Genomic DNA, 20,719 nt, shown 5'->3' on the forward strand with positions numbered 1-20,719 from the left:
CTCAGGCTCCCTTCCGGCTGAGACCGAACGCGGCACCCGCTGGGGCGGGCGAATCCTGATAGGGCGAGTCGCCCGTCAGGTTGTCACCGCGGTTGGCGCCGGGACGCGCCTGCCGCGTCGGCCCGTCGCCGAACTCGGCCTTCACCCGTGCCACGTGCGTCGGAGCATCCGGCACGCTGACCGGGCGGTCCTTCGCCATCTCCTTGCGAAGCACCGGCACGACCTCGGAGCCGAGGATGTCGAGCTGCTCGAGCACGGTCTTCAGCGGCAGACCCGCGTGATCGATCAGGAACAGCTGGCGCTGGTAGTCGCCGTAGTGCTCGCGCATCGCGGCGTAGCGGTCGATGACCTGCTGAGGCGAGCCCACCGTCAGCGGAGTCATCTCGGTGAAGTCCTCCATGCTCGGCCCGTGGCCGTACACGGGGGCGTTGTCGAAGTACGGGCGGAACTGGTTCACGGCGTCCTGCGACTTCGCCGCCATGAAGACCTGCCCGCCGAGGCCGACGATCGCCTGCTCGGGCGTGCCGTGGCCGTAGTGCGCGTAGCGCTGACGGTACAGCTCGATCAGACGCTGGTAGTGCTCCTTCGGCCAGAAGATGTTGTTCGCGAAGAAGCCGTCGCCGTAGTAGGCCGCCTGCTCCGCGATCTCGGGAGTGCGGATCGATCCGTGCCAGACGAAGGGCGCGACGCCGTCGAGGGGTCGCGGCGTCGAGGTGAAGCCCTGAAGCGGAGTGCGGAACTTGCCCTCCCAGTTCACGACGTCCTCACGCCACAGCTTGTGCAGCAGAGCGTAGTTCTCGATGGCGAGCGGGAGACCCTGCCTGATGTCCTGACCGAACCAGGGGTAGACCGGACCGGTGTTGCCGCGGCCGAGCATGAGATCCATGCGGCCGTCGGAGACGTGCTGCAGCATCGCGTACTCCTCGGCGATGCGCACGGGGTCGTTGGTCGTGATGAGAGTGGTCGACGTCGAGACGATCAGATGCTCCGTCTGCGCCGCGAGAGCGGCGAGGAAGGTCGTGGGGCTCGATGACCAGAAGGGAGGGTTGTGGTGCTCGCCGATCGCGAAGACGTCGAGACCGACCTCTTCGCTGTGCTTGGCGATCGCCAGCGTCGCCTTGATCCGTTCCTGTTCACTCGGCGTCTCACCGGTGGTCGGGTCGCGGGTGATGTCGCTGACCGACATGATTCCGAACTGCACCGGGACGCCTGCCTGCTCGCTCATGATTGCTCCGTCTTCTCCGAATCGGGTGCCCTGCATCCGGTTCTATTCATTTGAATGTATCTGAGTCAACGCGATGCGAGCAACTTTATTCCCCGAGTAGCCTCAGAGGATGCACAGCGACGGATCCGCCACGACGAACCCCGCCACCGGATCCGTCCCGAAGCCCCGCAAGCGCGTCCCGTTCTGGGACAACGCGCGATATGCGTGCATCGTCCTCGTCGTGCTCGGGCACGCGATCCAGCGTCTCACCTACGACTCGGACATCGCGCTGGCGTCGTACCTGGCTCTCTACGCCTTCCACATGCCGGCCTTCGCCATCATCTCCGGCTACTTCTCGAAGTCGGGCTCACCGACGCGAGTCCAGATGGCCCGCGTGATCACCGACATCCTCCTCCCCTACGTCATCTTCGAACTCCTGTGGACCCTGACGAAGTGGCTGGTCGAAGGGCAGGCGGACCCGAACTTCACCAAGCCGTCGTGGACGCTGTGGTTCTTGCTCGCACTCGGCATCTTCCGCCTCGTGCTCCCCTATCTCGCACTCCTCCGCTGGCCCCTGCTGTGGACGGTGATCATCTCGGTCGGGGTGGGCTACCTGCCCAATGTCGACAGCACGTTCTCCCTGTCGCGCACACTCGGCCTGCTGCCCTTCTTCGCTCTTGGTTGGTGGCTGCGCGAGCGTGATGTCGTCGCACGCTTCCGCCTGCTCGACGTCCGCCCCTTGTGGATCCGCGTCGCCAGCCTCGCCGTGCTCGGTACGACCGGCTTCGCTGCCTGGTACTGGATAGACCTCTGGCAAGAGGTCGACCTGCGCCACTGGCTGTTCTACGAGGATGCGTATGCGGACCTCGGCGGAGAGCAGTGGTGGGCGGGCGGCGTGCGCATCGCACTGATGCTGCTGGCGGTGATCCTGAGCGCTGCGTTCTTCGCCCTGATCCCCCGGGGCACGCACCGGTGGACGCGGTTCGGTCAGTACACGATGTATGTGTTCCTGCTGCACTCGTTCGCGCTCTACCCGTTCCGCGAATCCGGCGTGCTGCGTGATCTCGATCCGACGTGGCTGTGGCTGCCGCTCGTGACCCTGCTGTCGGTGGTCCTGGCACTCGGTCTCGCGACGAAACCCGTGCGCTGGCTCTTCCGCCCGCTGGTCGAGCCCCGCCCGCGATGGCTCTTCCGAGACCCGGAGCTCGCTCGAAGCGAGGGCCACCGCAGCGACCCGACCGGTTCTCGTCGGCCACGCCAGGGGGAAGCGGCTAGCCTGAAGCAGTGATCACAGCCGAGACGATCCGCGACCGACTGGTGGACCACGCAGACGCGTCGGGGTTCGGAGCCCACGGGCTTCACGTGCTGGTGGGCTCCGACGCCGCTGAGCACCGGTGGACCGCGGACGTCCGGGAGGAGATCCACTCGGTGGCGAAGGGCGTGTGCGTTCTTGCGGCCGGAATCGCCGCCGACGAGGGCCTCGTGTCGCTCGATGCTCCGATCGCCGAGTACGTCCCTGATACCGCGCTCGGAGACGGCGTCGATCGGATCACGCTGCGACGCCTGCTCTCGATGTCGAGCGGCATCGATCTCGCCTGGTCCGAGACCATGATGACCGACTGGCCCGACCTCGCGACCGAGTTCCTCTCGCGCCCGTCACGTGGGCCGGTCTTCCAGTACTCGAACGCCAGCACTTACACGGCCATGTCCGTGCTCGCGACACGAGTCGGCGACATCGTCGACTACCTGAGTCCGCGGCTGCTCGTTCCTCTGGGCATCGATGACATCGAATGGGAGCGTTGTCCGCAGGGCCGCGTCGTCGCCGGCGGCGGCATCGCGTTGCGTACCGAGGAGATGGCACGCCTCGGTCGACTGATCCGCGATCGCGGTGAATGGGGCGGGCGGCGCCTCGTCTCCTCTGCCGTCGTCGATGCGATGCATTCCGACTGGGTGACGGCGGGTCAGAACCCCGGCTACGAGCGCTACGCCCTGGCCGGATGGGATGGCCCCGGTTCGGTCTGGCGGCTGCACGGCGCCTACGGTCAACTGCTCATCTTCCACGGCGATGCCGTCGTGACGATCACCGCCGACGACCACTTCGGCGCCGACGCCATGTCGGCGTTCGTGGCGGAGACGCTGGGCGCCTGACCGCGCTCCGCGGCCGTCAGCCGAACAGCCCCGCGCCGACGTACGATCCGGGCCTCGCGCCCGCAGGGACCGCCCAGATCCCCGAGCCGACGTGACTGATGTACTCGTTCAACCGGTCGCTGGACAGCCGTCGCTGCAGCGAGATGAACTGCGCAGGATCACGCTGGTACGACAGGAAGAAGAGTCCGGCGTCAAGCCGCCCGAGGTCATTGTTCCCGTTCACGTAGTTGAAGCCGCGGCGGAGGATCCGGATGCCGTCGTTCTGGTCCGGATGCGCGAGCCGCACGTGCGCGTTCTGGTCTATCGCCGAGGACCCGAAGTCCGGTGCGGTGAACTCATCACCGCCGGACAGCGGCGCCCCCTCACCCTTGTCGCGCCCCACGATCACGTTCTGCTCCGAGAGTCGGACCCGATCCCAGGTCTCGATCAGCATCGCGATCTTCCGAGCGACGAGATAAGAGCCGCCCGCCATCCATTCGGGCCGGTCCGGTCCCCCGACCCAGACGTTCGCGTCGAGGGCGGCGGCGTCATCGGCGAGGATGTTCGCCGTGCCGTCCTTGAAACCGAACAGGTTGCGCGGGGTCGCCTGGGCGGAGGTCGTGCGGGAGGTCTTGCCGAATCCGAGCTGCGACCAGCGCAGCCGCGCGCGCCCGAACGCGATGCGACTGAGGTTGCGAATCGCGTGCACCGCCACCTGCGGGTCGTCGGCGCAGGCCTGGATGCAGAGATCGCCGTGCGACGACTGCGGATCGAGGTCATCGCCCAGGAAGGCGGGCAGTCGCTCGAGCTTCTTCGGACGGCGTGCGGCGATTCCGTATCGGTCGCCGTCTTCGTTCTCGAACAGGCTCGGCCCGAAGCCGAAAGTGATCGTGAGACCGGCGGCCGGGAGGCCGAGAGCTTCACCGGTGTCATCCGGCGGCACTTCGGCGTCACCGCCGACCGCACCCGTCGCGCTGACCTCGAGCCCCTTGGCCATTCGCGACGCCGCATACGTCCAGTCCTGCAGCAGCGTGATCAGGTCGTCACGATCGGTCCGCGGCATCATGTCGAACGACGCGAAGTGCAGATGCTCCTGCACCGGAGTGGTGATCCCCGCCTGGTGCGCGCCGAAGAACTCGTATGCGATCTGCGAGTCCGCGTCGGCCCTGGCACGGCCGAGCGCCACACCACCGGCCAGTCCGCCGCCCACGCCCACCGCGAGAGAGGCGACTCCCCCGCCGATGGCGAGGCCGAGGAGACCGCGGCGGCTGAGGCCTGCGGAAGGGGATGCGGCGACAACCGAATCCGGCATGGAGTCGGCTGCCGCGGCATCCTTCGAGCGTTCGTTCACCTGCGAGATCGCACCCTTCGGGTCAGTTGAGGACGGTGCCGGTGAGCTGCGAGAGCGGCTCGGCAAGCGCGTTGATGAGGTCGGTGAACTCGCGCTTGTCAGCATCCGTCAGCTCCTTGTACCCGACGAAGCCCTCGTCGAGCGAGCCGTGCGCCGCGAGCGACTCTTCGAGAGCCGCGTACCCGTCTTCGATCTCGGCCACGAGGATCGCTCCGTCGTCGCCCTGCGCTGTGGCGAAGTCCTGCACGAGAGAGAACGCCATCTGGGAGCCCTCGACGTTGGCGGCGAAGTCGTAGAGGTCGGTTCCCGACCACCAGTCCTCTTCACCCGAGATCTTGCCGGTGGCGACCTCGTCGAGCAGCGCGATCGCACCGTTGGAGATGCCGCCGATGCCCTGGTCGTCCAGAGCCGTCGTGAACTCGTCGGAGTGCACGTAGTCGTAGAGCTCCTGTACGTCCGCGAGCAGTTGGTCGCCGTAGCCGGCACGCTCCTCGGTCGTCGAGGGAGCCCAGTCCTGCCAGGCGGGCGTCTCGCCGTCAGCGTTGAGGGCATCCTCCGCAGGCACCCAGAGATCCTTCTCGATGCGGTGGAAGCCCGTCCAGTCGAGCCCCTCTGCCACGGCGTCGACCTCGCGATAGTCGATGCGCGGATCGAGGGTGCCGAGAGCCTCAGCCACGGGCTCGATGCGCTCGTAGAAGGCCCGCGTCTGTGGGAACAGCGCTCGAGCGGTCTCGTCGTCGCCGGACTCGTAGGCGGCGACGAGCTCGTCGACGGACGGGACGAGCTGTCCGACCTGGTTCTTCACGAACGCCGCGTACAGGTCGACGGCCTGCTGCTTCTGGTCGGCATCCTCACCCTCGATCGCGACGCGGTCCCCGGTCACCGTGAACTCCGATCTGCCGACGCCCTCGCCGATCATTCCCGGCTTGCACAGGGTGAAGTACTCGCCGGGCTGAGCCACCACGGTGAGCGTGCGGGAGGCGGACGGTGCGATGTTCTCGACCTCGCCCACGATGCGCAGTCCGTCGTCGGCGAGCAGGTAGAACTCCGAGGTCTGTCCGCTGTCGTTCGTCACGTCGAACGTGAGTGTGCCGCTCTCGGCAGTCGCCGAGGAGACCGCGCATTCGGAGTCGGTCGATGAGACGTCGAACGCGGCGCCTGCTGCGACATCGTTCTTGGCGACGCAGCCGCTGAGGACGAGTGCGGCCGCGCCGGCGGCGGCGACGGCACCGAGGATTCGGCGAGAGGTGGTCATGCTGCTCCTTGCTGGGTGAGAGTGGGGGTCGAGTCATCGCGGTCTGCGGATGTCGAGCGAGGCGCGGTCGGTCGACGCGAACGCAGCCCACGGAGGAAGAAGAATCCGACGACGACGAGATAGACGGTCCATGCCGTGACCTGCAGCCAGGTCATCCGCGGCATGAAGCCGACGGTCGCCTGCAGGATGGTGGCCCATGCTCCGTCCGGGGCGATGACGCCGGTCACGTCGAACGCCCACCCGAACGGGAACGCCGCCCAGCCCAGCGCGACGGCACCGGTGAGCGCGTCGATGGGCGCCGCGGAAGTGAAGGGGCCGGGCAGGGCGCCTGCCTCCTGCAGATCCATGATCGCGTAGGCGAGGACCCCGGCGGCGACGATCACGAGGAAGCCGCTCGTCCAGGTGAAGAACCGGCGAAGGTCGAGTCGGACGGCGCCTCTGGCGAGCAGCCATCCGATCGCGACGGCGGTCAGGAGCCCGAGCAGCGCCCCGAGCAGCGCAGAGGGGGCGTCTCCGAAGGACTGGACCATCGACCAGAGGAGCAGGGTCGTCTCGATCCCTTCCCTGGCCACCGAGACGAAGCCGATCGCGATCAGCGCCCAGAGGCCGCCATGCGTCAGAGCACGATCGAGCCCTCCTTCGAGCGTCGCCCTCATGGTGCGCCCGGCCCTCTGCATCCAGAAGATCATCCAGGTGACCATGCTCACCGCGAGCAGAGAGAGCAGACCGCCGATGAGCTCCTGCGCTTCGAACGTCAGCGAGTAGGCGCCGAACGTGAGAACCGCACCGATGCCCAGAGCGAGAGCGATCGCCAGCCCGACACCCGCCCAGAGTCGCGGCAGCGCGTCGCTGCGGCCGAGACGGCGGAGGTAGGCCACGAGGATGCCGACGACGAGAGCGGCTTCGAGGCCTTCGCGAAGACCGATCAGGAACGTTGCGAGCACGAGACGGAGACTCTCTGAGGAAGTTGCTTAGGCAAGGCATCCCTTACCTCACAGAGCGTAGCATCACATTGCGGTCGCCTCATGCACGTGCGCGAGACAGCGGGAGTAATGCGACGCAACACTCGACCGCGCACCTCGCGACCGACTTACGCTCGATGCATGGCTGATCTCTCGCTTCCCATCCTCGACCTGTCTCAGCTCGATGCCGGCCCGGAGGCCGCGGCCCGTTTCCGTGACGAACTTCGTGCTGCGACACACGACGTGGGCTTCTTCTATCTGACGGGCACCGGGGTCTCCCCCGAGCTCGAGGCTCGTCTGCACCGGGCCGCGCTCGATTTCTTCGCGCTGCCCGAAGAGGAGAAGCTCGCGATCGAGAACGTCAACAGCCCCCACTTCCGCGGATACACCCGTATCGGCGGCGAACGGACGCAGGGCGAGGTCGACTGGCGCGAGCAGATCGACATCGGCCCCGAGCGCGAACCCGTCGAGGGCGGGCCTGCTTTCAACCGCCTCACCGGTCCGAACCTGTGGCCGGCGGCCCAACCCGAGCTCAAGACGGTCGTCACCGAGTGGCACGACACGCTGACCGAGGTCGCACACAAGCTGCTGCGCGCCTGGGCGGTCACGCTCGGTGCAGACGAGTCCTACTTCGACGCCCCTTTCCGCGATCCGTCGACTCTCATCAAGATCGTGCGGTATCCGGGCACCCATGAGCCGGAGCCCCAGCAGGGCGTCGGCGCCCACAAGGACTCCGGCGTGCTCACCCTGCTCTGGGTCGAGCCGGGCAAGGGCGGGCTGCAGGTCGAGCGCGACGGCGAGTGGGTGTCGGCTCCGCCCATCCCCGGCGCGTTCGTCGTCAACATCGGGGAGCTGCTGGAGTACGCGACCGGCGGCTACCTCAAGGCGACCAACCACCGGGTGATCTCACCCACGGCGCCGGAGGAGCGCATCTCGATCCCGTTCTTCTTCAACCCGGCACTCGACCAGCAACTGCCGCTTCTCGAGCTTCCGGCCGATCTCGCGGCGGAGGCGACCGGCATCACCGAGGACCCGAGCAACCCGATCCACGCGACATACGGGGAGAACGCCATGAAGTCACGACTGCGCGCCCATCCCGATGTCGCCGCGATCCACCACCCCGACCTGGTCGCCACGAAGGCCTGACACCGGTCACAACGCGGGGCCGCCCCCGAGCGCGACGATCTCGCGCAGGGCCTGGAGATGACCGGCGAAGGCCGCGCGGCCCGCCGCCGTCGAGTGGACCCAGGTGCGCGGGCGGTTGCCGAGACTGCCCTTGCGCGCGACGACGTACCCTGCCGCCTGCAGGTGCGTGATGGCCTTGCTCAGCGGCGAGTCTCCGCATTGGAGGATCTCGCGCAGCGTCGCGAAGTCGAGCTCGATGCCGTCGCCGAGCGAGGCGAGCAGGGAGAAGCGGATCGGGGATGCGAAGTTGTCGTCGAGTCGGGTGCGAGGATGCGGTGCCGCGGGCAGGTCAGTCACGCAGATCACGCCCCGGCATGAAGGAGACGGCGACGAACAGGAGGATGATCCCCGCACCCGAGACGACCCCGAGGATCGCGGGCGCGCCGTCGAGCAGCACGAGCATCGACTGTGCGCATACCGACACCGCGAATGCGACGAGATGCGGCCACCGCCACGAGGCGCCGACAGCCGGCAGCCCCAGCTCGCTGCGGGATGCCACGCCCCACGCGAGAATCATCAGTACGACGAGCAGGAGGATCACGCTCGTCACCACCCCTGCGGGTGCTGAACCGAGCATCGTCAGCAGCCCGACTGCGACTCCGACGAGAACGGTGCCCAACCGTGCGGCGCGCGACATCGGAGCGTGAGACGCTCGCGGCGCGCGGGAATCGCCGGATGCCCGCATGAGCTGCGCCGTTCCGTAGCCGCCGAACCCGATCAATACGATCAGAGCCGGCACCAGCATCCCCGCCACCGGGAACGCCGGATCGAACACGACGAAGCCGAATACGACGAGTGCCGTGAGGATCAGAAGACCACCGGCGAGCAACGCGGGCCAGCGGGAACGCGTCATCCGCCACTGCATGCCGTTGCGCTGGGCGATCCCACTCGCCAGCTGCCCCCAGATGAGGAAGCTGAAGAGGATGACCTGATACGTCCCGGCGCCGTCACTGCGGATCGCTGCCGCCATCGCGATCAGATAGGCGGCGGTCGCCACGGCGTTGGCGATCTGCAACCAGGCAAGAGCCCGACGGTCGGCTGACCTCTCGAGGCGCGTCGCAACCGCTTCAGCCTCTTCGAGATACTTCTGAGCGATGTCCGCGCTGGGCGGTGCCAATGCCTCGTGTCCGTCGACCGGCTTCTGTTCCATGATTCCCCCTTCGCGCTTTCCGTGAGGAAAGCTCACTACTTTCCTACGGGAAAGCCGGTCGGAGATCAACCCCGGAACATGACGAAGGCCGCCCCACACCTGGGGCGGCCTTCTCAAGAATGTTCTGCGCGATTGTACGCTGGAGCGCTCTGCGTTATCGGCGGAGACCCAGGCGTGCGATCAGCGAGCGGTAACGCTCGATGTCGACGCTCTGGAGGTAGCCGAGCAGACGACGGCGCTGACCCACGAGCAGGAACAGGCCACGACGCGAGTGGTGGTCGTGCTTGTGCTCCTTCAGGTGCTCGGTGAGGTCCTTGATGCGCTGCGTCAGCATCGCGGCCTGCACCTCGGGGGATCCGGTGTCACCGGGGTGCGTCGCGTACTCTTCGATGATCGCCTTCTTGACGTCTGCTTCCAGTGCCATAGATTCGATCCCCTCTCTGCTTGTTGCGCGGTGCCCGACGCCTGATGCGTGAGCTCTCTTTATCCGCGGCCGATCAAACGGCAACCTGAAGAGTCTACCAGGCATGAACGCGCTCGAGTGACGCAGAGAACCCCGAGCCCTGAGGGCCCGGGGTTCTCGAGAACACCTGATCAGTCCTGCCGCAGAGCGCCCTGCAGGTCGAGGCTGATCGTGACATCCTTGCCGACCAGCACTCCACCGGTCTCGAGGGCTGCGTTCCAGGTCAGGCCGAAGTCCTCGCGGTTGATGACCGTCTTGGCCGAAGCGCCGGCCTTGTAGTTGCCCCACGGGTCGGAGCCGAAGCCACCGAAGTCGAGCTCGAAGCTGACGGGCTTGGTGATGCCGCGGATCGTGAGGTCGCCGTCGACGAAGAGCTCGCCGCCCTCGGTGCGCGCACCGGTCGAGACGAACTCCATCGTCGGGAAGTTCTCGGTGTCGAAGAAGTCGCCGGAGCGCAGGTGCGTGTCGCGCCCCTCGTCCTTCGTGTCGATCGACGTCACGTCGACGCTCGCCTCGACGCGGGCCTCGAGGGGGTTCTCGGGGGCGATCAGGGTCGCACTCTTGACACCGAAGGTGCCGCGCACCTTCGAGATCATCATGTGGCGCACGCTGAAGGTGACCTCACTGTGCGACGGGTCGAGCACCCAGGTGCCTGGGCGGTAGCCGGGAATGTCGATGCTGGTCATGGTTTCTCCTCGGGAGACATCGGCCGCTTGTGTACGGCAACGGATGAGGGGCCGCGTTCACGGCGTCACGCGTTACAACTTACATGCACGCGCATGTATTCCGTGAATGCGCGGATCCCCTCGCCACAACGAAGAAGGCGCCGGACCCACGAGGGGCTCGGCGCCTTCCGGCGTTGATCGGGTCAGCCGACGGCGACGAGATCGATGATGAAGATGAGGGTCTTGCCCGAGAGGAAGTGACCTCCGCCGACAGGGCCGTACGCGAGGTGCGGCGGGATGACGAGCTCACGGCGTCCGCCCTCCTTCATCCCCGGGATGCCGTCCTGCCAGCCCTGGATCAGGCCGCGAAGCGGGAACTGGATGGTCTCGCCGCGACCCCAGGACGAGTCGAACTCCTCGCCCGACTCGAACTCGACACCGGCGTAGTGCACGGTCACGGTGTCGCCGGGCTTGGCCTCGGCGCCGTCTCCTTCGATGATGTCGCGGATCACGAGCTCCGCGGGGGCGGGTCCGGTGGGTGCGTCGAACTCAGGCTTTGTGCGATCAGTCATGCTCTCCATCAAACCCGAGCCGTGGGTCGCCGGTCAACGCGATCACTCCGCTGAGGGCGAAACGGCGATGTGCGCTCATTCGTGCTCTCCAAGCCCTTGACACCCGCGCGCACCGGGTGCACCCTGTTTACAGATCAACTCAGCGCCCGGTAGACATGCAGGCATCGCCGCAGCACCGGGCGCTGAGTCTTGGTACGGGCGCTCGGTCTTGGTACGGGCGCTCGGCCGATCTGCGTCACTCCCGACACGCGGCCATGACGGGACTGCCGTCAGTACGCCAGGAGGGCGGCCCTGGTGGCACGTGTACGTGCGAGCAGAGCCTGTTCGTCTGACGGAGCCATCGGGTCGCGACCGGTAATGGCGCGCTGGCGGACGGATGCGAGCGTCGTCGCGTCCTTGATGAACTCGCGCATCAGCGGGCGTCGATCGCCCCGAAGCTGCGATGCCCATGCCAGGCCCGTCTTGCGCCCGGCGGGAGTCGCGAGCATCGTGACCTCTTCGGGGGTGAACCATCCGGCGGCCGCGTAATCGCTCAGACGAGCCTTCGTCAGGCGCGATTCTTCTCGCCGCAGGGCGATGATGCCGAAGATGAACCCGACGAACAGCGGCACCTGGAGGACGAAATAGAGGAGGAAGAAGTTCGCGAAGGACGATCCGTTCCACAGCCCATGCAGCACCATGGCGCCCAGCATCCCGAGAAGACCGAAGCCGAGCGCCGCGCCCGTGGAGGCATGCCGTCGAGCGGCCAGGCCGATCGCGAACCCGGTGAGCGACGTGAACATCGCGTGAGCGAACGGCGACATGATCGCACGCAGGATGAACGTCACCGTCAGTTGCTCTCCCCCGCCCTCGATGAGGCTGATCGCGAAGTACTGGATGTTCTCGGTGAACGCGAAGCCGGCGCCGACCAGCGCTCCGTACACGACTCCGTCGACCGGCCCGTCGAACGATCGACGCGCGATGAGGAAGATCAGGAAGACTCCGAAGCCCTTCCAGAACTCCTCGACGATGGGAGCCTGGATGACTGCGCCCGCGACCTCCCCTCTGAGCCCCAGGACGGCGGTCAGCCCCAGGTCGACGAGAAGCGTGAGTCCCACTGCGGCGATGGCACCCCAGGCGATTGCAAAGAAGACGAGCGACTTGGGCTCGGGCTCCCAACGGTCGATCATGCGCACGACGAAGAAGACGATCGCGAGCGGCACGAGGGCGAGCACGAGGCCGATGATCGATGCGAGCGGGCCGAGGAACAACCCGAAGTAGGCGATCAGGCCGAGCAGCAGCAGACCGAGGAAGCCGAACAGCGAGAACAGCGCGACACGGCCGCCTCGGCGCACTGCGGGCAGCGCAGGAAGACCAGGGGCGGGCGAAGGCGCAGCGGGGGCAGGCGGAGAGTACGGAGTCGGCTGGGCCAGCACAGACGCGTATTCCGGGCGCTGGGAGAAATGCACCGGCGCATAGCTCGACTGCGCGTACTGCTGAGCGGAGTACTGCCGCGGATCGGCCTGCGGCCGCTGCGGATACGTCGGCGGCTGCTGCGCGGGCGGCGGCGTATACGGCGATGGCTGGGACGGTCCTCCGGAACTCATAGCCAAAGCATATGGCGAACAACCAACTTCCCCGGGTCTGGCGACTTCCTCCAGGCAATCGAGCCGGGCAGCGGATAGCGTAGGAACATGCGGTTCGCTCATCTGCGTCGTGCCGACTCCCCTGCTGCGCATCTCGCAGTTGTGGAGGGTGCCGATGCCATCCTCGTCTCCGATCTCCTCCCCGACCCCCCTGCGACGCTCCAGCAGCTGATCGAGGGCGGCGAGCAGACACTCTCCGCGCTTCGCGCAGCTGTCGATAGCGGCACGGCCACGCGGCATCCGCTCGAGGACTGGGCGTTCGCATCAGCGGTCATCGCTCCTCCCGCAGTCCTCGCAGTCGGCCTGAACTACGCCGCTCACTCGAGTGAGCTCGGTCTGAAGACCGACGCGGCTCCTACCGTCTTCACCCTGTGGCCCAACTCGCTCACGGGCCACGAGCAGACGACATCGTGGCCGCGAGAATTGAGCGAGGCCGTGGACTACGAGGCAGAACTCGGAGTGCTGATCGGCACACCCGCGAAAGACGTCGCAGAGGCGGACGCCCTGTCGCACGTCTGGGGTTACACCGTCGTCAACGACATCACCGCACGGAACGTGCAGTTCTCCGAGGCGCAGTGGTCACGGTGCAAGTCATTCGACGGCTTCACCCCGACCGGTCCGTTCGCCGTCACGGCCGACGAGGTCGCCGACCCGCAGGATCTGCACATTTGGGCGATCGTGGACGGCCAGACCGTGCAGGACGCCAGTACCGACCAGATGGTCCGATCGGTCGCGAAGCTCATCGCCCACCTCTCGCAGTCGCTGACTCTGCTGCCCGGCACGCTGATCTCCACGGGCAGTCCCGGAGGAGCCGGCTACTCTCGCGATCCGCAGATCTTCCTCCGCGATCGTTCGACCGTGACCGTCGGCATCGACGGGATCGGCGAGCTCACCACTCACTGCCGAGTCCTGGACTGACTCGGATTCCGCGCACACGGATACACGAAGGGGGACCCGGCGCTGCGCCGGGTCCCCCTTTCTGCGTGGTCAGATCTCGATGAGGTCCTCGGCCGAGATCACCGGAATCGCGGCGGTGATCGCCTCGAGTCCGGAGAGACGTGCGGGCGACAGCTGCTTGATGACCTCTTCACGCGACATCAAGCCGGCTTCGACGACCAGGTCCGCCACATTCCGGTTGGTCAGGAGGGCGGTCTTGGCCAGAGCAGCTGCGGCAGCGTATCCGATGAACGGCGTGAGAGCGGTGATGACTCCGACCGAGGCACCGACCATGGCACCGAGACGATCCCGGTTCACAGTGATGCCATCGACGCAGTTGACGCGCAGCGTCCACATCGCCTGGCGCATCCAGGTGATCGACTGGAAGATCGAGTGGGCGATCACGGGTTCGAAAGCGTTGAGCTGAAGCTGGCCCGCCTCGGCTGCCATCGTCACCGTCATGTCAGCACCGGCGACCGCGAATGCCACCTGGTTCACGACCTCCGGGATCACCGGGTTCACCTTGCCGGGCATGATGCTGGAACCCGCCTGCATGGCAGGCAGGTTGATCTCGCCGAAGCCTGCCTGCGGTCCGGACGACAGCAGTCGCAGGTCGTTGCAGATCTTCGACAGCTTCATCGCATTGCGCTTCAGCGTCGATGAGAAGGACATGAACGAGCCGGTGTCGCTGGTCGCCTCGACGAGGTCGGCGGAGGTGACGAGGTCGAGCTCGGTGATCTCGCGCAGGTGCTTCAGCACCGCGGGCGCGTAGTCGACGTGGGTCGTGATGCCGGTGCCGATGGCCGTGGCGCCCATGTTGATCTCGAACATCAGCGACGCGTTCTCGGTGAGACGTGTGTGGTCGTAGCCGAGGGTCGAGGCGAAGCCGTGGAACTCCTGGCCCAGAGTCATCGGCACGGCGTCCTGCAGCTGCGTGCGTCCGACCTTGAGCACGTCGTGGAACTCATGCGACTTGTGCAGGAACGAGATGCGCAGCAGATCGAGCTCTTCGAGCAGTGACCGGAGCGTCAGCGACAGACCGATCTTGACGGCGGTCGGGTAGACGTCGTTGGTCGACTGGCTGCGGTTCGTGTGATCGATCGGCGAGAGGAACGCGTAGTCGCCCTTCTCACGCCCGGCGAGCTCGAGGGCGATGTTGGTGATGACCTCGTTGGCGTTCATGTTCGTCGAGGTGCCGGCACCGCCCTGGATCACTCCGACGGTGAACTGGTCGTGGAACTCGCCGTCGATGACACGCTGGGCCGCCCGGTCGATCAGGTCGGCGCGCTCGGGGTCGAGTACTCCGATCTCGCGATTGGCCCTGGCGCTGGCCTGCTTGACCATCGCGAGCCCGACGACGAGGTCGGGGTAGACCGAGATCGGACGCTTCGTGATCGGGAAGTTCGCGTCGGCACGGGCAGTGTGGATCCCCCAGTACGCGTCGGCGGGAATCTCCATGCTCCCGAGAGAGTCGGTCTCGGTGCGGGTGGGGGCAGGCGCGGCAGAAGCCATGTCACATCCTTGTGGGTAGTGGCGAGTGTGTGGTGCGGGGGATGCTCCCAGTCTACGCCTGCGTGCATACGCCGCCAGGGATACGACGGCGGTTCAACGTTTGCGCGAGAACGCCTCGAGGCGCTCGTCGTGACTGAGCCGCGCCATCTCCTCGAGCCACGCCGTCGAGAAGTGATCGCCGGTGGGCGCGTCCGTCACGGGCACCACGGTGTGCGTGATCGTGTCCGGACGCACGTGCACGACCTGGAAAGCCTGCGCGGCATCCATGCCGTTCACATCGGCGGCCGGCCGGGCGACGTTCATCGTGTAGCAGGTCGCCGAAGACACGCTGACCGGCACGCCGGCGAACGTGCCATGCGACGAGTAGTGCAGATGCCCCGCGAGGATGCCGCGGACGTCCGTGTCGCGGATGACCGCCGCCAGTTGGTCCTGGTGTCGCAGCTCGAGGATGTCGAAGAGCGGCAGGTGACTCGGCAGCGGAGGATGGTGCATCGCGAGCAGAGTGCCGTGCGGCGCCGGCTCGCTCAGGACCTCTGCCAGCCACGAGAGCTGACCGGCCTCCAGGTCGCCGTGGTGCCACCCCGGCACACTCGTGTCGAGCGCGATCAGCCTCAGCCCGTCGAGGTCCCACACCCCCGTCACCGGTTCCTGGGTCGGGGGCAGGTCGAGCAGCCCTGCTCGAAGGGCCGGGCGCTCGTCGTGATTGCCCGCCACCCAGACGATGATCGTCCCCAGCTCCTGTGCGACGGGCTCCACTGCGAGACGGAGCCGACGGTACGCGTCCGGTTCCCCCAGATCGGTCAGGTCGCCGGTGATGACGATCGCCGCAGGGTGCGGATGCACTGCCCTGATCGCCTCGAGAGTGCGAGCGAAGTTCGCCTCGACGTCATAGCGTCCGCCGAGCCGCACACCGTTCGCCAAGAAGTGCGGGTCGCTCACATGGATGATGACGTGACTCGCGGGCTCGTGACGACCGAAGACGAACGCGCTGTCGGAAGACGCTGGCATACTCTCAGCCTAGGCGGGAGGGCGACATCGGACCATGACGGATCCACGGCAGACGTAGTAGTGGCGATAGGGTGCTCGGATGGCGAAGAACGAGACGAGACGACGGACCATCGCGGACGCAGGGCTGACCGTCCTGGCGACGGACGGTTCTCGCGGGCTCACGCACCGCGCCGTCGACCTCGTGGCCGGCGTGCCGGTGGGCACCACATCGAATTACTTCCGCAGCCGGCACGCGCTCATCGAAGGTCTCGTCCAGCGCATCGGCGAACGTCTCGCCCCCAGCGACGAGGATCTCGCCCGTCGATCATCAGAGCAGCCGAGCAGGGAGCTCTTCGCCGATTACATCAGAGACATCGTGCGCCGCCTGACCGACGATCGCGATGTCACGTTGGCGCTGTTTGAGCTGAGGCTCGAGAGCAGCCGACGACCTGAGGTCGCCGCCCTGCTGGGCGCGTGGCAGCGAGCAGGGTTCGATGCGGATGTCGGGTTCAACGCGGCAGCGGGTCTTCCGGGCGGCCGACGCGAGATCGCGCTGTTCCACTACGCGATCGACGGGCTTCTGCTCGATCGACTGACATCACCGATCGACCCCGAGACGTCGACCGACGAGATCGTCGACGACCTCGTCGCCGGTCTCCTGCGTTGAATCCGGAGGGCGTCGTACGCGGCGGTCAGTGCCCGACGACGATGATCAGGATGCCGGCAACCACAGCGACCGCGCACAGCACGAAGCACCCGTAGGCGCCGTACAGCGCGATGCGTCGCTGCCCCTCGGTGAGCGGACTCTTCTTCGCCGCCTTGGCGGCCTGCTTCGCCGCCCGCTTGAGCTCCTTCTCAGAGACCACGGTGATGGCGTCGGTGAACTCCGCCGGACTCACGACCGGCGCATGCCCGCTGCGGACCAGCAGCCGAAGCCCGAACGCATAGAAGGTCACGACGGCGCAGGCGCCTATCAGCGCCGCGAGGAACACCTGGAGGAATGCACCCCATTCGATGGCGACGCTCACTTCGACTCCTCGCTGTCCGCCTTCTCCGGGCTCTCGACCTTCGTCGCGACGCCGGTCTCCGGTGCCTTCTTCGCGGCCTTCGCCGCAGCCTTCGCCTTCGCCTCGGCCCTGGCCTTGGCCTTGGCCTTCTCGCGTGCCTCAGCGCGGGCCTTCGCCTCAGCCTTGGCGTCGATGATCCGCTGCTGCCTGCGCGTGGGCGGCGTCGTGTCGGGGTGTTCGATCGCGAGCCCCGACTCGGCCACGTCGCTCATCGCGTTCGCATGAGTCACGGCATCCTTGCGGGAGCGGAGGAACAGGCCGATGATCACGGCGAGCGCGAGGACGGTGTCGATCGCGATGCCCCAGAGCCCGAGCCATGTGATGAGCAGCGCTGCGATAGCACCGACCGCACCCGCCGCCGGCAGCGTCAGGAGCCAGCCGATGGCGATCCGACCGGCGGTCCGCCAGCGAACGGTGGATCCGCGGCGCCCCAGGCCAGAGCCGATGACGGAACCCGATGCGACCTGGGTGGTCGAGAGCGCGAAGCCGAAGGCGCTGGAGGCGAGGATCGTCGCAGCCGTCGAGCTCTCCGCTGAGAAGCCCTGTGCGGGCTTGACCTCGGTCAGGCCCTTGCCCAGCGTGCGGATGATCCGCCACCCGCCGAGATACGTACCGAGGGCGATCGTGACCGCACAGGCGATGATGACCCAGAGGTACGGATCCGCCTGCTCGCTGCTCTGCCATCCGACCGTGATGAGCGCGAGGGTGATCACGCCCATCGTCTTCTGGGCGTCGTTCGTGCCGTGCGCAAGCGCTACCAGCGACGACGTGAAGATCTGGCCCCAGCGGAAGCCGTCCCGTCCGTCGGGCTTGCCGTCGTAGCGCCGGGTGATCGAGTACGCGAGCTTCGTCGCGGCGAACGCGATGATGCCGGCCGTCAGCGGGGCGATGAGAGCCGGGAGGATGATCTTCGACAGCACCATGCCGAAGTCGATGCCGCCGACCCCGACGCCGACCATCGTGGCACCGATGAGACCGCCGAAAAGCGCGTGAGACGAACTCGAGGGAAGCCCGAGCAGCCAGGTCAGCATGTTCCAGGTGATCGCGCCGATGAGACCGGCGAAGATCATCGGGAGGAACACATCGCCTTGGATGGTGTCCTCGCGGATGATGCCGTGCGACACGGTCTTCGAGACCTCAGTCGAGAGGAACGCACCGACGAGGTTCAGCACCGCTGCGAGAAGGACGGCCGTCTTGGGCTTGAGCGCGCCGGTGGCGATGGGGGTGGCCATCGCGTTGGCCGTGTCGTGAAACCCGTTGGTGAAGTCGAAGAAGAGTGCCAGTGCGATGACAAGCACGACGATGAGGACTGCGGTTTCCACCGTTCGCTTTCGGTCGTTGAGGAAGAAAGGGAGGTGTCGACGTGATCGACGTGACGAACGAAGAGTTCACCGTGGGTTTCACTTCCGTTAACCGGCCCCGGTAGATCCTCCCACCCTCCCGGGTGCCGGTCAACTCGACCTGGACTAGCGTGGAACTCGTGACTGATGCCCCGATCGCAGACCGCCGCTCGACACTCCGCACGCACCACGGCGACACATTCGATGATCCCTATGAGTGGCTGCGCGAGAAGGACTCCGGCGAGGTGATCGCACACCTCGAGGCCGAGAACACCCACACCGAGGACCAGCTCTCTCACCTCGCGGATCTGCGCGAAACGCTGTTCCAGGAGATCAAGGGCCGCGTGCAGGAGACCGACCTCTCCGTGCCCACGCGGCGCGGGAACTGGTGGTATTACGGCCGCACCGAGGAGGGTGCGCAGTACGGCATCCACTGCCGGACCGCCGCAGCTGAGGACGACTGGACTCCCCCGGTGCTGGAACCGGGCATCGCGGTGCCGGGCGAGACCGTGCTGCTCGACGGCAACGTCGAGGCCGAGGGACATGAGTTCTTCTCACTCGGTGCGTTCGACACCTCTGACGACGCCACGAAGCTGCTGTGGGCCACCGACTTCGAGGGAGACGAGCTCTATACGGTGCACGTGCGCGACCTCGTCACGGGCGAGACCCTCGCCGACGAGATTCCCGACACCGGTGGCGCGTTCTTCACGCCCGACGGCACCGGGATCCTCTACACGACTCGCGATGACGCGTGGCGTCCTGACACGCTCTGGCTGCATCGCCTGGGCACCCCTGTCGCGGACGACGTGAAGCTCTTCCACGAACCCGATGAGAAGTACTGGCTCGGCGCCGGAATCACCCGCAGTCGCAAGTACCTCGTGATCGCTGTCGGATCGAGCATCACCAGCGAGGAGTACCTCGTCGATCTCGCGGGCGATCTGACCGCCGCGCCTCAGATCGTCTGGCCGCGCCGTGAGGGCGTCGAGTACTCGCTCGAGCACGCCGTGGTCGACGGCGAAGACCGTCTGTACATCCTGCACAACGATGACGCTCTGGACTTCGAGCTCGTGTCGGTGTCGGCATCCGATCCGCAGGGAGATCGGCGCGTGGTGCTCGCGCATGAGCCAGGACGCAGGTTGCTCGGGATGGATGCGTTCCGCGATTTCGCGACGGTGGAGTACCGCCGAGAGGGACTCGAGCGTGTCGGGCTGCTCGACTACGCGACCGACGCGGTCGACGACATCGCCTTCGACGAGCCCCTCTATTCAGCGGGCGTCAGCGGCAATCCGGAGTGGCACTCGCCCTTCCTCCGACTCGGCTACACCTCGTTCGTGACCCCGGGGACCGTCTACGAGCTGGACCTCGCCACGCGTGAACTCCAGCTGCGCAAGCAGGTCACCGTGCTCGGCGGGTACGACCCCCTCGACTACGGCCAGAAGCGCGACTGGGCGACGGCATCCGACGGCACCCGAGTGCCGATCTCGCTGGTGTGGAAGCGCTCGTTCGGCGAGCCCGGCTCCGAAACGCGACCGGTGCACCTCTACGGCTACGGCTCGTACGAGCACTCGATCGATCCGGGCTTCTCGGTCGCACGGCTCTCGGAGCTCGACCGGGGCATCGTCTTCGCCGTCGCGCACGTTCGCGGCGGCGGTGAGATGGGCCGGCAATGGTACGAGGACGGCAAGCTGCTGAACAAGCGCAACACCTTCACCGACTTCGTCGCGTGCGCCGAGCACCTCATCGAGCAGGGCGTCACGTCTCCTGAGCGCCTCGTCGCCGAAGGCGGAAGCGCCGGAGGACTGCTCATGGGAGCGGTGACCAATCTCGCTCCCGAGCTCTTCGCCGGAGTACTGGCGGCTGTGCCCTTCGTCGACGCGCTCACGACGATCCTCGACCCGTCGCTTCCCCTGACGGTGATCGAGTGGGACGAGTGGGGCGACCCGCTGCACGGTGCTGACGTCTACGAGTACATGAAGTCGTACTCGCCGTACGAGAACGTCCGTGACGGCGTGGACTATCCGCGGATCCTGGCGGTGACCTCCCTCAACGACACCCGAGTCCTCTACGTCGAGCCCGCGAAGTGGATCGCCGCACTGCGCGTCGCCGGTGCGGCGGACGCTCTGCTCAAGTGCGAGATGGTCGCCGGCCACGGCGGTGTCAGCGGTCGCTACAACTCCTGGAAGGAACGCGCTTTCGAGCTCGCCTGGATCCTCGACACCGTGGGCCTCGCCTCGGAGTGACCGCCCACTCGGTGACCTGAGTTCAGGCCGACAGGCTGAGATCAGGACGCACCGAACAGCGCCGGCCTGATCTCGCAC

At 66.8% G+C, this 20,719-nt stretch carries 20 protein-coding genes; 6 read left to right on the plus strand and 14 right to left on the minus strand.

What is annotated here, in order from left to right:
- Position 1 precedes the first annotated feature (1 nt).
- On the minus strand, positions 2 to 1,225 hold the full coding sequence (locus tag ACIOU8_RS03900; protein WP_400786002.1) for an LLM class flavin-dependent oxidoreductase: 1,224 nt from the start codon (positions 1,223 to 1,225) through the stop codon (positions 2 to 4).
- 109 nt (positions 1,226 to 1,334) lie between these two features.
- Between ACIOU8_RS03900 and ACIOU8_RS03905 the strand changes: the two genes are divergently transcribed.
- The gene (locus ACIOU8_RS03905; protein ID WP_400786004.1) at positions 1,335 to 2,492 is read left to right on the plus strand and encodes an acyltransferase family protein; all 1,158 of its coding nucleotides are present in this window, start codon (positions 1,335 to 1,337) and stop codon (positions 2,490 to 2,492) included.
- Positions 2,489 to 3,352 (plus strand): serine hydrolase domain-containing protein, encoded by an 864-nt coding sequence (locus ACIOU8_RS03910; RefSeq protein ID WP_400786006.1) that lies wholly within the window; start codon positions 2,489 to 2,491, stop codon positions 3,350 to 3,352. Before ACIOU8_RS03905 ends, ACIOU8_RS03910 begins: the two co-directional genes overlap by 4 nt.
- A gap of 16 nt (positions 3,353 to 3,368) precedes the next feature.
- Here the strand turns inward: ACIOU8_RS03910 and efeB are convergent, their stop codons facing one another.
- From efeB to efeU, 3 genes are all read right to left on the minus strand, one after another.
- Positions 3,369 to 4,643: an iron uptake transporter deferrochelatase/peroxidase subunit gene (gene efeB / locus ACIOU8_RS03915; RefSeq protein WP_400786877.1), complete on the minus strand. Its 1,275-nt coding sequence runs from the start codon at positions 4,641 to 4,643 to the stop codon at positions 3,369 to 3,371.
- A 61-nt stretch (positions 4,644 to 4,704) separates the two neighbouring features.
- Positions 4,705 to 5,937 carry an iron uptake system protein EfeO gene (gene efeO / locus ACIOU8_RS03920; protein ID WP_400786009.1) on the minus strand — a complete coding sequence of 411 codons (1,233 nt, stop codon included), beginning with the start codon at positions 5,935 to 5,937 and terminating at the stop codon, positions 4,705 to 4,707.
- Entirely contained in the window at positions 5,934 to 6,881 is a 948-nt protein-coding gene (gene efeU, locus ACIOU8_RS03925; protein ID WP_400786011.1) for an iron uptake transporter permease EfeU, read from the minus strand. The genes efeO and efeU overlap by 4 nt, the downstream gene beginning before the upstream one ends.
- A gap of 159 nt (positions 6,882 to 7,040) precedes the next feature.
- Here efeU and ACIOU8_RS03930 point away from each other — a divergent pair, with 159 nt between their 5' ends.
- On the plus strand, positions 7,041 to 8,045 hold the full coding sequence (locus tag ACIOU8_RS03930) for an isopenicillin N synthase family dioxygenase (RefSeq protein WP_400786013.1): 1,005 nt from the start codon (positions 7,041 to 7,043) through the stop codon (positions 8,043 to 8,045).
- Between the two features lie 6 nt (positions 8,046 to 8,051).
- Here ACIOU8_RS03930 and ACIOU8_RS03935 read toward each other — a convergent pair whose 3' ends face one another.
- The 6 genes from ACIOU8_RS03935 to ACIOU8_RS03960 all read right to left on the minus strand — a co-directional run bounded on the left by ACIOU8_RS03935 (position 8,052) and on the right by ACIOU8_RS03960 (position 12,520).
- Positions 8,052 to 8,381, minus strand: a complete 330-nt coding sequence (locus ACIOU8_RS03935; protein WP_400786015.1) for a transcriptional regulator — start codon at positions 8,379 to 8,381, stop codon at positions 8,052 to 8,054.
- Positions 8,374 to 9,234 (minus strand): hypothetical protein, encoded by an 861-nt coding sequence (locus tag ACIOU8_RS03940; RefSeq protein ID WP_400786017.1) that lies wholly within the window; start codon positions 9,232 to 9,234, stop codon positions 8,374 to 8,376. The genes ACIOU8_RS03935 and ACIOU8_RS03940 overlap by 8 nt, the downstream gene beginning before the upstream one ends.
- 154 nt (positions 9,235 to 9,388) lie before the next feature.
- A complete protein-coding gene (rpsO, locus tag ACIOU8_RS03945) occupies positions 9,389 to 9,658 on the minus strand; it encodes a 30S ribosomal protein S15 (protein ID WP_017203073.1) in 270 nt (89 codons plus the stop codon).
- 170 nt (positions 9,659 to 9,828) lie between these two features.
- Positions 9,829 to 10,383: a YceI family protein gene (locus ACIOU8_RS03950; protein ID WP_400786020.1), complete on the minus strand. Its 555-nt coding sequence runs from the start codon at positions 10,381 to 10,383 to the stop codon at positions 9,829 to 9,831.
- Between the two features lie 182 nt (positions 10,384 to 10,565).
- Positions 10,566 to 10,934, minus strand: coding sequence for an FKBP-type peptidyl-prolyl cis-trans isomerase (locus tag ACIOU8_RS03955; protein WP_053095804.1), 369 nt, complete (start codon positions 10,932 to 10,934; stop codon positions 10,566 to 10,568).
- 269 nt (positions 10,935 to 11,203) lie between these two features.
- Positions 11,204 to 12,520, minus strand: a complete 1,317-nt coding sequence (locus tag ACIOU8_RS03960) for a PrsW family intramembrane metalloprotease (protein ID WP_400786023.1) — start codon at positions 12,518 to 12,520, stop codon at positions 11,204 to 11,206.
- Positions 12,521 to 12,607: 87 nt separating this feature from the next.
- Between ACIOU8_RS03960 and ACIOU8_RS03965 the strand changes: the two genes are divergently transcribed.
- On the plus strand, positions 12,608 to 13,477 hold the full coding sequence (locus ACIOU8_RS03965; RefSeq protein WP_400786026.1) for a fumarylacetoacetate hydrolase family protein: 870 nt from the start codon (positions 12,608 to 12,610) through the stop codon (positions 13,475 to 13,477).
- Between the two features lie 69 nt (positions 13,478 to 13,546).
- Here the strand turns inward: ACIOU8_RS03965 and ACIOU8_RS03970 are convergent, their stop codons facing one another.
- The gene (locus tag ACIOU8_RS03970; RefSeq protein ID WP_400786028.1) at positions 13,547 to 15,007 is read right to left on the minus strand and encodes an aspartate ammonia-lyase; all 1,461 of its coding nucleotides are present in this window, start codon (positions 15,005 to 15,007) and stop codon (positions 13,547 to 13,549) included.
- A gap of 93 nt (positions 15,008 to 15,100) precedes the next feature.
- Positions 15,101 to 16,015, minus strand: coding sequence for a metallophosphoesterase (locus ACIOU8_RS03975; RefSeq protein WP_400786030.1), 915 nt, complete (start codon positions 16,013 to 16,015; stop codon positions 15,101 to 15,103).
- A 79-nt stretch (positions 16,016 to 16,094) separates the two neighbouring features.
- Here ACIOU8_RS03975 and ACIOU8_RS03980 point away from each other — a divergent pair, with 79 nt between their 5' ends.
- Positions 16,095 to 16,661 carry a TetR/AcrR family transcriptional regulator gene (locus tag ACIOU8_RS03980; protein WP_400786032.1) on the plus strand — a complete coding sequence of 189 codons (567 nt, stop codon included), beginning with the start codon at positions 16,095 to 16,097 and terminating at the stop codon, positions 16,659 to 16,661.
- Between the two features lie 25 nt (positions 16,662 to 16,686).
- On the opposite strand, the gene ACIOU8_RS03985 is transcribed toward ACIOU8_RS03980, so the two are convergent.
- Together ACIOU8_RS03985 and ACIOU8_RS03990 are read right to left on the minus strand one after the other, a co-directional pair.
- Complete coding sequence (locus tag ACIOU8_RS03985; RefSeq protein WP_400786034.1) at positions 16,687 to 17,022, minus strand: peptidase; 336 nt, start codon at positions 17,020 to 17,022, stop codon at positions 16,687 to 16,689.
- Entirely contained in the window at positions 17,019 to 18,383 is a 1,365-nt protein-coding gene (locus ACIOU8_RS03990) for an anion permease (protein WP_400786037.1), read from the minus strand. The genes ACIOU8_RS03985 and ACIOU8_RS03990 overlap by 4 nt, the downstream gene beginning before the upstream one ends.
- 158 nt (positions 18,384 to 18,541) lie before the next feature.
- Here ACIOU8_RS03990 and ACIOU8_RS03995 point away from each other — a divergent pair, with 158 nt between their 5' ends.
- Positions 18,542 to 20,641, plus strand: coding sequence for a S9 family peptidase (locus tag ACIOU8_RS03995; protein WP_400786039.1), 2,100 nt, complete (start codon positions 18,542 to 18,544; stop codon positions 20,639 to 20,641).
- Positions 20,642 to 20,719 lie beyond the last annotated feature (78 nt).

Source organism: Microbacterium sp. NPDC087589 (assembly GCF_044743635.1).
In the GTDB taxonomy this organism is placed as follows: Bacteria; Actinomycetota; Actinomycetes; order Actinomycetales; family Microbacteriaceae; genus Microbacterium.

Excerpts from the sequence above, each read along its gene's own strand:
- ACIOU8_RS03970 (WP_400786028.1), bottom strand. The coding sequence starts at position 15,007 with ATGGCTTCTGCCGCGCCTGCCCCCACCCGCACCGAGACCGACTCTCTC.
- ACIOU8_RS03950 (WP_400786020.1), bottom strand. The coding sequence starts at position 10,383 with ATGACCAGCATCGACATTCCCGGCTACCGCCCAGGCACCTGGGTGCTC.
- efeO (WP_400786009.1), bottom strand. The coding sequence starts at position 5,937 with ATGACCACCTCTCGCCGAATCCTCGGTGCCGTCGCCGCCGCCGGCGCG.
- ACIOU8_RS03965 (WP_400786026.1), top strand. The coding sequence starts at position 12,608 with ATGCGGTTCGCTCATCTGCGTCGTGCCGACTCCCCTGCTGCGCATCTC.
- rpsO (WP_017203073.1), bottom strand. The coding sequence starts at position 9,658 with ATGGCACTGGAAGCAGACGTCAAGAAGGCGATCATCGAAGAGTACGCG.
- ACIOU8_RS03930 (WP_400786013.1), top strand. The coding sequence starts at position 7,041 with ATGGCTGATCTCTCGCTTCCCATCCTCGACCTGTCTCAGCTCGATGCC.
- ACIOU8_RS03955 (WP_053095804.1), bottom strand. The coding sequence starts at position 10,934 with ATGACTGATCGCACAAAGCCTGAGTTCGACGCACCCACCGGACCCGCC.
- ACIOU8_RS03900 (WP_400786002.1), bottom strand. The coding sequence starts at position 1,225 with ATGAGCGAGCAGGCAGGCGTCCCGGTGCAGTTCGGAATCATGTCGGTC.
- ACIOU8_RS03960 (WP_400786023.1), bottom strand. The coding sequence starts at position 12,520 with ATGAGTTCCGGAGGACCGTCCCAGCCATCGCCGTATACGCCGCCGCCC.
- ACIOU8_RS03940 (WP_400786017.1), bottom strand. The coding sequence starts at position 9,234 with ATGGAACAGAAGCCGGTCGACGGACACGAGGCATTGGCACCGCCCAGC.
- ACIOU8_RS03980 (WP_400786032.1), top strand. The coding sequence starts at position 16,095 with ATGGCGAAGAACGAGACGAGACGACGGACCATCGCGGACGCAGGGCTG.
- ACIOU8_RS03905 (WP_400786004.1), top strand. The coding sequence starts at position 1,335 with ATGCACAGCGACGGATCCGCCACGACGAACCCCGCCACCGGATCCGTC.
- ACIOU8_RS03975 (WP_400786030.1), bottom strand. The coding sequence starts at position 16,015 with ATGCCAGCGTCTTCCGACAGCGCGTTCGTCTTCGGTCGTCACGAGCCC.
- efeB (WP_400786877.1), bottom strand. The coding sequence starts at position 4,643 with ATGCCGGATTCGGTTGTCGCCGCATCCCCTTCCGCAGGCCTCAGCCGC.